This is a genomic window from Bradyrhizobium sp. YR681, assembly GCF_000282615.1.
Taxonomy (GTDB): domain Bacteria; phylum Pseudomonadota; class Alphaproteobacteria; order Rhizobiales; family Xanthobacteraceae; genus Bradyrhizobium.
Genome location: NZ_AKIY01000045.1, coordinates 1 through 7,740, shown reverse-complemented (window position 1 = coordinate 7,740; position 7,740 = coordinate 1). Strand labels below are relative to the sequence as shown.

Annotated in this window: 7 protein-coding genes; 1 reads left to right on the top strand and 6 read right to left on the bottom strand. The window is 65.2% G+C overall.

Annotation, left to right across the window (positions count from 1 at the left end):
• From PMI42_RS06475 to PMI42_RS06450, 6 genes are all read right to left on the bottom strand, one after another.
• A partial coding sequence (locus PMI42_RS06475; protein ID WP_035964699.1) for an amidase family protein occupies positions 1 to 500 on the bottom strand: 500 nt, incomplete at its 3' end.
• On the bottom strand, positions 497 to 694 hold the full coding sequence (locus PMI42_RS06470; RefSeq protein ID WP_008131751.1) for a hypothetical protein: 198 nt from the start codon (positions 692 to 694) through the stop codon (positions 497 to 499). The genes PMI42_RS06475 and PMI42_RS06470, both read right to left, overlap by 4 nt.
• Positions 691 to 1,752 carry an ABC transporter ATP-binding protein gene (locus PMI42_RS06465; RefSeq protein ID WP_008131749.1) on the bottom strand — a complete coding sequence of 354 codons (1,062 nt, stop codon included), beginning with the start codon at positions 1,750 to 1,752 and terminating at the stop codon, positions 691 to 693. The genes PMI42_RS06470 and PMI42_RS06465 overlap by 4 nt, the downstream gene beginning before the upstream one ends.
• Positions 1,753 to 1,933: 181 nt before the next feature.
• Positions 1,934 to 2,836: an ABC transporter permease gene (locus tag PMI42_RS06460; protein WP_008131747.1), complete on the bottom strand. Its 903-nt coding sequence runs from the start codon at positions 2,834 to 2,836 to the stop codon at positions 1,934 to 1,936.
• 198 nt (positions 2,837 to 3,034) lie between these two features.
• On the bottom strand, positions 3,035 to 3,988 hold the full coding sequence (locus tag PMI42_RS06455) for an ABC transporter permease (protein WP_008131746.1): 954 nt from the start codon (positions 3,986 to 3,988) through the stop codon (positions 3,035 to 3,037).
• A 199-nt stretch (positions 3,989 to 4,187) separates the two neighbouring features.
• A complete protein-coding gene (locus tag PMI42_RS06450) occupies positions 4,188 to 5,846 on the bottom strand; it encodes an ABC transporter substrate-binding protein (protein WP_008131743.1) in 1,659 nt (552 codons plus the stop codon).
• 200 nt (positions 5,847 to 6,046) lie between these two features.
• On the opposite strand from PMI42_RS06450, the gene PMI42_RS06445 reads away from it, so the two are divergent.
• A complete protein-coding gene (locus PMI42_RS06445; protein WP_008131741.1) occupies positions 6,047 to 7,642 on the top strand; it encodes an ABC transporter substrate-binding protein in 1,596 nt (531 codons plus the stop codon).
• Positions 7,643 to 7,740: the final 98 nt, after the last annotated feature.

The window sequence follows — 7,740 nt, the reverse complement described above, 5'->3', positions numbered from 1 at the left end:
CGGGCGGCGACCGCCGAGCCGGAGCCGGAGGACGAGCCGCCGGTGATGTGCGCGACGTTCCAGGGATTGCGCACCGGGCCGTAATGGGCGTTGTGGCCGGTCGGGCCATAGGCGAACTCGGCAAGGTGCAGCGTGCCGAGCCGGACCTGGCCGGCATCCTTCAGCCGCTGCAAGGCGGTGGAGGTCGTCGTCGCGACGAAATCGCGGCGGATCAGCGAGCCGCAGGTCGCGATCTTGCCGGCGTCGTAATACATGTCCTTGTGCGCGAGCGGCACGCCATGCAGCGGACCACGGACCGTGCCCTTGGCCAGCTCGGCGTCGGCGGCCTCGGCCGCCTTCAGCGCGGCTTCCGCTTCGATCGACATGAAGGCGTTGAGATGTGGCTGCCATTGCGCGATGCGGTGCAGCAGCGCGCGCGTCACCTCATGCGAGGACAGCTGCTTCATCGCGATCGCACGCGCGACCTCGGTGAGCGTCATCAAGGCAGGCTCACGGCTCATTTCGACACCTTCGCGGCCTGCACGATGACGTAAGACGCCGGCTCGAGATCGAACGGCAGCGTGCCGGCGATGGCCGCAAAACCTTCGAAGGCCGGTCCGATGGAGCTGGAGATGCGTGTTGCGATCTCGTCATCGACGGGAACGCCGGCAATCTGCGCGATCGGCTTGATCTCTTTCGGTGTCGGTCTTGTCATGCTGTTTCCTCTGCGGGCGCGCGGCTGTGGCCTGAACCCGGAATAGCCATGTAGCACGCGGCCTCGTGGCCCATTTTATCGACCGCCGTGAGCTTTGGTGCGGCATTTGCGCAGAGCGGCTCCGCAAACGCGCAGCGGGTATGGAAGCGGCAGCCCGGCGGCGGGTCGATCGGATTGGGCGGGTCTCCGGTGATCGGCGGTTTCTCGGTGCGACGATCCGGGTCGGAGGACGGCATCGCCGCCAGCAGCGCGCGCGTATAGGGATGCGCAGGATTATCCCAGACCTGGTCGACCGGGCCGAGCTCGACGACCTCGCCGAGATACATCACCAGCACGCGGTCGCTGATGTAGCGGACGACGTTGAGGTCGTGGCTGATGAAGAGATAGGTCAGGCCGAACTCGCGCTTGAGGTCGGCGAGCAGGTTGAGCACCTGCGCCTCGACCGATTTGTCGAGCGCGGAGACGGCTTCGTCCAGGATCACCAGCCGCGGCGACAGCGCCAGCGCGCGGGCGATGTTGACGCGCTGGCGCTGGCCGCCGGAGATCTCGTGCGGATAGCGGTTGGCGAAATTTTCGGGGCGCAGGCCGACCTTGCCGAGCAGCTCGCGCGCCAGTGCCCGCGCCGTGCCATCTGCCATGCCGTGGACCTTCGGGCCGAAGGCGATCGACTCCTCGATCGTCAGGCGCGGATTGAGCGAGGCGTAGGAATCCTGGAACACCATCTGCATGCCGCGGCGCAGCTCGCGCAAGCTCAGCGCCTGGCCGACGGTCATGCCGTCATAGATGATGTCGCCGGTATCGCGCGGCATCAGATGCATCAGCAGCCGCGCGGTGGTGGATTTGCCGCAACCGGACTCGCCGACGATACCGACGGTCTCGCCCTTGGCCACGGAGAAGGAGACGTTGTCGACGGCACGCACGGTGCGCTTGGCGGCGAACAATCCGCCGCGAACCGGGAAATGCTTTGTCAGGCCGTTGACCTGGAGCAGCGGCTGCGCGACGCCGCCGATGTCTTCGACCGGCTCCAGCATGGCGACGGATGTGTTGCTCTCGCTCATGGGCGCGATCCTTCACCTCTCCCCATCGGGGAGAGGTCGCGCCGAAGGCGCGGGTGAGGGGGCGCGGCAAACGCGGTGGAGCGTAACCCCTCACCCGGATCGCACCTGGCGATGGGATCCGAACTCTCCCTATGGGAGAGGTGTGGCACTGCCGACGCGGTTGGCTGCTTCGCTCTCATCCCTAGTTCCTGATGTCCATGGCGCTGCGCAGGCCGTCCGAGAGCAGATTGAAGCAGATCGAGACCGCGAAGATCATCGCGCCCGGCAGGGCCGCCACCCACGGATTGACGTAGATCGCGGTGCGGAGCGTGTTCAGCATCAGGCCCCATTCCGGCTCCGGCGGTTTTGTGCCGAGGCCGAGGAAGGAGAGACCGGCGGCCAAAATCATCGAGACCGAGATGAGACTGGTGGCATAGACGAAGATCGCGCCCAGCACGTTGCCGAGGATGTGCACCCGCATGATGGTGAAGGGTCCGGCGCCGGAGGCGCGCGCGGCCTCGACGAAGTCCATGTTGCGCACGCCTGTCGTGACGCTCTCGGCGACGCGGGTGATCTGCGGCACGAACACGACGGTCAGCGACACGATGGAGTTGAGGATGCCGGCGCCGAGCGCGCCGGAGATCGCGATCGCGAGCAGCACGGAGGGGAACGCGTAGAACACGTCGATTGTACGCATGATCGCGGTGTTGAGCTTGCCGCCGACATAGCCGGCGACGAGGCCGAGCGAGGTGCCGATGCAGAAGGCGAGGATCACAGGCAAGATGCCGATGACCAGCGACAGCCGCCCGCCATAGATCAGTCGCGCCAGCATGTCGCGCCCGAGCTCGTCGGTGCCGAGCGGGTAGCCGACGGTGCCGATGTGGCGCAAGCGGCGGATCATCGAGCCCTTGTAGGGATCCTCGAGGCCCAACCACGGTGCAAGGATCGCGGAGAGGAAGATCAGCAGCAGCACCAGCGCGCAGGCCATGCTGACCTTGTCGCGCCGGATACGGCGGCCGACGGTCGCCCAATAGCCGCGCGCCTTGGTGGCGGGCGCGGCCTGGAGCGCGGCGTCGGCGGTGGCGGACAACGGAAGCTCGCTCATCGGCTGGCTCCGTGCGATCGGTGCGCGCCGAGGACGCGGTGCACCTCGCCCGCTTGCGGGAGAGGTCGGCGCGAAGCGCCGGGTGAGGGTTCTCTCCTCTTGGGGGGTCTCGATTGAGGAAACACCCTCTCCCCAACCCTCCCCCGCAGGCGGGGGAGGGAGCGCATCGTCGTTGTGGCTACAGCCGGGCTCATCTGATCAGCCCCGCTTGATGCGCGGGTCGATCGCGGCTTGCGCGATGTCGACCAGCAGGTTGAGGAAGACGAAGAACAGCGCCAGGATCAGGATCGTGCCCTGGAGCAGCGGCAGGTCGCGCTGGAAGATCGCGGAGTTGAGCAGGAAGCCCGAGCCCGGCCAGGAGAACACGGTCTCGATCAGGATCGAGCCACCGAGCATGTAACCGAGCTGAAGCCCCATCACCGCGAGCGCGGTGGGCGCGGCGTTCTTGATGACGTGGCGGAACACACCGGTCTCGTGCAGGCCTTTTGCGCGCAACGCCTCGACGAAGTCCTGGCTGAGGATGTCGCCGGTCAGCGCGCGCACGGTGCGGGTGACGATGCCCATCGGGATCACCGAGGTCGTGATCGCCGGCAGCACGAGATATTGCAGGTGGGCCCAGTCCCAGGCCCAGGAGTTGGAGCCGTTGGGTCCGGCGCCGACCGCGGGCAGCCAGTTAAGCTGCACCGAGAAGATGATGACCAGCACCATGCCGAGCCAGTAATGCGGCACCGAGACGCCGGCGATGGCAAAGGAGGTCGCGACCTTGTCGATCCAGGTCTCGCGGAAATAGCCGGCGATCAGGCCGAGCAGGATGCCCATGGTGAAGCCGATGATGGCGGCGGCAATCGCGAGCGTGACCGTGTTGCTGACCGCGCGCATGACCTCGGCCAGCACGGGACGTCCGGTCGCGATCGAATTGCCGAGATCGCCGTGCAGAGCGCGCAGCAGCCAAAGCCCGAACTGCACCGGCAGCGGCCGGTCGAAGCCGTAGGCGGCGCGCAGCTGCGCTGCGAGCTCCTGCGAGGCATCTGCGGGCAGCACTGCGACGAGCGGATCGCCCGGCGTGATGTGCACGAGCAGAAAGCACACCAGCGCGACGCTGATGACGATCGGAATGACATAGACGATGCGTCTGGCGATATAGGCGAGCACGTTTGGTTCTTTCTTCCTTCTCCCCTTGCGGGAGAAGGTGGCGCGCAAGCGCCGGATGAGGGGTATCGATCCGCGGACGGGAGTATTCCGATCGAAGGGTCCGCATCCGCGGAGAGAGACCCCTCACCCGGCTTCGCTTCGCGAAGCCACCCTCTCCCGCAAGGGGAGAGGGTGCAGCGAGTACGTTGCTAGCAGCTCATTACTGCATCGACACCAGCGAGAAGTCGATGAACCAGCTCTTTGGCTGCACCACGCCCGTCACCTTCGGGCTGATGGCGCGGGGGCCGACGTCGTGGGCGACGTAGAGGAAGGCCGCATCATCCACGGAGGCCGCGTGCAGCTCGGCGAGCGCAGCGTCGCGCGCGGCGGGGTCGAAGGTCTGGCGTGCCTTCTTCACCAGCTCATCGAACTTGGGATCGTTGATGAAACCCCAATTGTTCGAGACCGGCGGCGCCATGCTCGATTGCAGGAAGCGCACCAGCGCGAAGAACGGATCCATTGCCGCATAGGTGACGTTGGTCGCATTCGCGCCATTGGCGCTGGGGTCCTTGGCGCCGCGGCGCCAATTGGTGAACAGCGTGTTCCACTCGATGACGTCAAGCTTCACGTCGAAATAGCATTCGGCGAGCGCCTGCTGGAGATATTCGTTCATCGGCAGCGGCTGCATCTGGCCGGAGCCCGATGCCGACGTCTGGATCTTCACCGTCAGCTTCTTGCTCGGACCGAAACCGGCCTCCGCCATCAGCTTCTGCGCGGCCGCCTTGTCATACTTGATCTCGAAGGTCGGCTTGCCGCGCCAGGGATGGCCGGGCTCGAACGTGCCGGTCGCCGGCACCATCAGGCCGGCGAGCAGGCCGTCCTTGAGGCCTTCGCGATCGACGCAGAGGTTGGCGGCCTTGCGGACGCGGATGTCGTTCCAGGGCGAGCCTTCGACGCGCGAGAACTGCCAGGGCCAGACATGCGGCTGCTCGTTGGCGTAGAGCTTGAAGCCGCGCTGCTTGAGTTCGGGCAGCGCGTCCGGCGCCGGCGCCTCGACCCAGTCGACCTGACCGGACAGCAGCGCCGCGGTGCGGGCGTTGGCTTCCGGCATCGGCAGCAGCACCATCTTGTCGACCTTGGGCACGCGCGCCTTGTCCCAATAGCTCGCGTTCTTGACCAGCTCGAGCCGTTCGCGCGGGGTAAAGCTCGCCATCTTCCACGGGCCGGTGCCCGCCGCGTCCTTGGCGAACGCAGTCCAGGCGGCCTGCGACTTCGCCTTGGCATCGGCGCCTTCGGCCTTCTCATAGAAGTGCTGCCACTTCGCCGGGCTCGCCATGAACAGATTGGTGAGGTTGATCGGCAGGAAGCTGTCGGGCTCCTTGGTGGTGAGCTCGACGGTCATGTCGTCGATCTTCTTGGCGGAGGCGAGCGTCGGCATGCGCGAGGCCGTGACGCCGACCTGGCTGGCGTCGAACTGCGGCGCGTCCTGCTTCAGCACCTTCTCGACGTTCCACACCACCGCGTCGGCATTGAACGGCGAACCGTCGTGGAAGGTGACGCCGGGGCGCAGCTTGAAGGTCCATTTGGTCTTGTCGGCATCGTCGACCTTCCACTCGGTGGCAAGGCCGGGGATCACCACGCTCGGCTTGTCGGCGGAGGACAGGTCCCAGCCGGTCAGCGCGTCATACATGGTAAGGCCGGTAAAGCGGTTGCCTTCAAAGCCCTGATCCGGCTGGCCCAAGGTGCGCGGAATATCGGCAGCGGTCATGCCGATCCGCAGCACGGTTTCGGCGCTGGCCACGCTCGGCCATGCAGCAGCGCTGCCGAGCGCCAGAAGCGCAATCAGCGCCCCGCGGGTCATGTTGTTCTTGATAAGCATTACCTCAGTCCTTTTCCGGCTTCCGATGATTAATTTTGATGCAATCGTATGCAATGGCTATGCCAAGGAGAAACTTTTTCTGCAAATTGCCCCCTGCGGCGACAAGTCCCTGTGATCAGATGCAGACCAAGTCGTCGTGCTGCCTATTCTGGCATCAAGATTGCAAGTTTGGCCTCGAAATCTCCTGGGAGCTTTGGGCCATGCGTATTCGTCTGTCGATCTGTCTCGCCGTGCTTGCGCTGGCAGTTTCCGCAATCTCGGCGCGCGCCGAAACGGTGGTGCGCTACGGCATCTCGATGGCGGATATCCCGCTGACGACCGGCCAGCCCGATCGCGGCGCCGGCGCCTATCAGTTCACGGCCTACACGATCTACGATCCTTTGGTCGCCTGGGAGATGGACGTCGCCGACCGGCCGGGCAAGCTGGTGCCGGGCCTCGCCACCGAATGGAAGGTGGACGACACCGACAAGACGAAGTGGCGCTTCACCCTGCGCAAGGGCGTGAAGTTTCACGACGGCAGCGAGTTCAACGCCGACGCGGTGATCTGGAATCTCGACAAGGTGCTCAACGACAAGGCGCCGCAATTCGACAAACGGCAAAGCGCGCAGGTGAAGACCCGCCTGCCCTCGGTCGCAAGCTACGCCAAGATCGACGACTCCACCGTGGAGATCACCACCAAGACGGTCGATTCCTTCTTCCCCTATCAGATGCTGTGGTTCCTGGTGTCGAGCCCGGCGCAATACGAGAAGCTCGGCAAGGATTGGGACAAGTTCGCCAGCCAGCCTTCCGGCACCGGCCCGTTCAAATTGACCAAACTGGTGCCGCGCGAGCTCGCGGAGCTCTCGAAAAATCCGGACTACTGGAACCCGAAGCGCATCCCCAAGGTCGACAAGATCGTGCTGGTGCCGATGCCGGAAGCGCTGACGCGCACCAACGCGCTGCTCGCGGGGCAAGTCGACCTAATCGAGACGCCGGCGCCGGACGCCGTGCCGCAGCTGAAAGCGGCCGGCATGAAGCTGGTCGACAACGTCACGCCGCATGTCTGGAATTATCACCTCAGCGTGCTGCCGGGCTCGCCCTGGACCGACATCCGCCTGCGCAAGGCGCTGAACCTCGCGATCAACCGCGACGAGGTCGTCGGACTGATGAACGGCCTGGCGAAACCCGCCAAGGGCCAGGTCGATCCGTCGAGCCCGTGGTTCGGCAAGCCGAGCTTCGAGCTGAAATACGATCTGGCTGCTGCGAAAAAGCTGGTCGAGGAAGCCGGCTATTCCAAAGCAAAGCCGCTGAAGGCGACCTTCATCATCGCACAGGGCGGCACCGGCCAGATGCTGTCGCTGCCGATGAACGAATTCCTGCAGCAGAGCTTCAAGGAGATCGGCATCGAGATCGACTTCAAGGTGGTCGAGCTCGAGACGCTCTACACGCATTGGCGCAAGGGCGCCGCCGACGAGATGAACGCCGGCATCACCGCCAACAACATCGCCTATGTCACCTCGGACCCGCTCTACGCCATCGTCCGCTTCTTCGCCTCCGACCAGATCGCGCCGGTGGGCGTCAACTGGGGCGGCTACAAGAACCCGAAGGTAGACGCGCTGATCAACGAGGCCAAGCAGACGTTCGATACGGCCAAGCAGGACGATCTGATCGCGCAGGCGCACGCCCTGATCGTCGACGATGCCGTGCTGGTCTGGGTCGTCCACGACACCAACCCGCACGCACTGTCGCCGAAGATCAAGCAGTTCGTGCAGGCGCAGCACTGGTTCCAGGACCTGACCACGATCGGGGTGCAGTGAGGCGGCAGATACCGGTGCCGTAGACAGCGGTGTCGTAGGATGGGCAAAGCGCAGCGTGCCCACCACTCTACGGTTAAGGAAGACGTGGGCACGGCGCT

Coding starts and splice junctions, on each gene's coding strand:
- PMI42_RS06470 (WP_008131751.1), bottom strand. CDS start 694: ATGACAAGACCGACACCGAAAGAGATCAAGCCGATCGCGCAGATTGCC.
- PMI42_RS06465 (WP_008131749.1), bottom strand. CDS start 1,752: ATGAGCGAGAGCAACACATCCGTCGCCATGCTGGAGCCGGTCGAAGAC.
- PMI42_RS06460 (WP_008131747.1), bottom strand. CDS start 2,836: ATGAGCGAGCTTCCGTTGTCCGCCACCGCCGACGCCGCGCTCCAGGCC.
- PMI42_RS06450 (WP_008131743.1), bottom strand. CDS start 5,846: ATGCTTATCAAGAACAACATGACCCGCGGGGCGCTGATTGCGCTTCTG.
- PMI42_RS06445 (WP_008131741.1), top strand. CDS start 6,047: ATGCGTATTCGTCTGTCGATCTGTCTCGCCGTGCTTGCGCTGGCAGTT.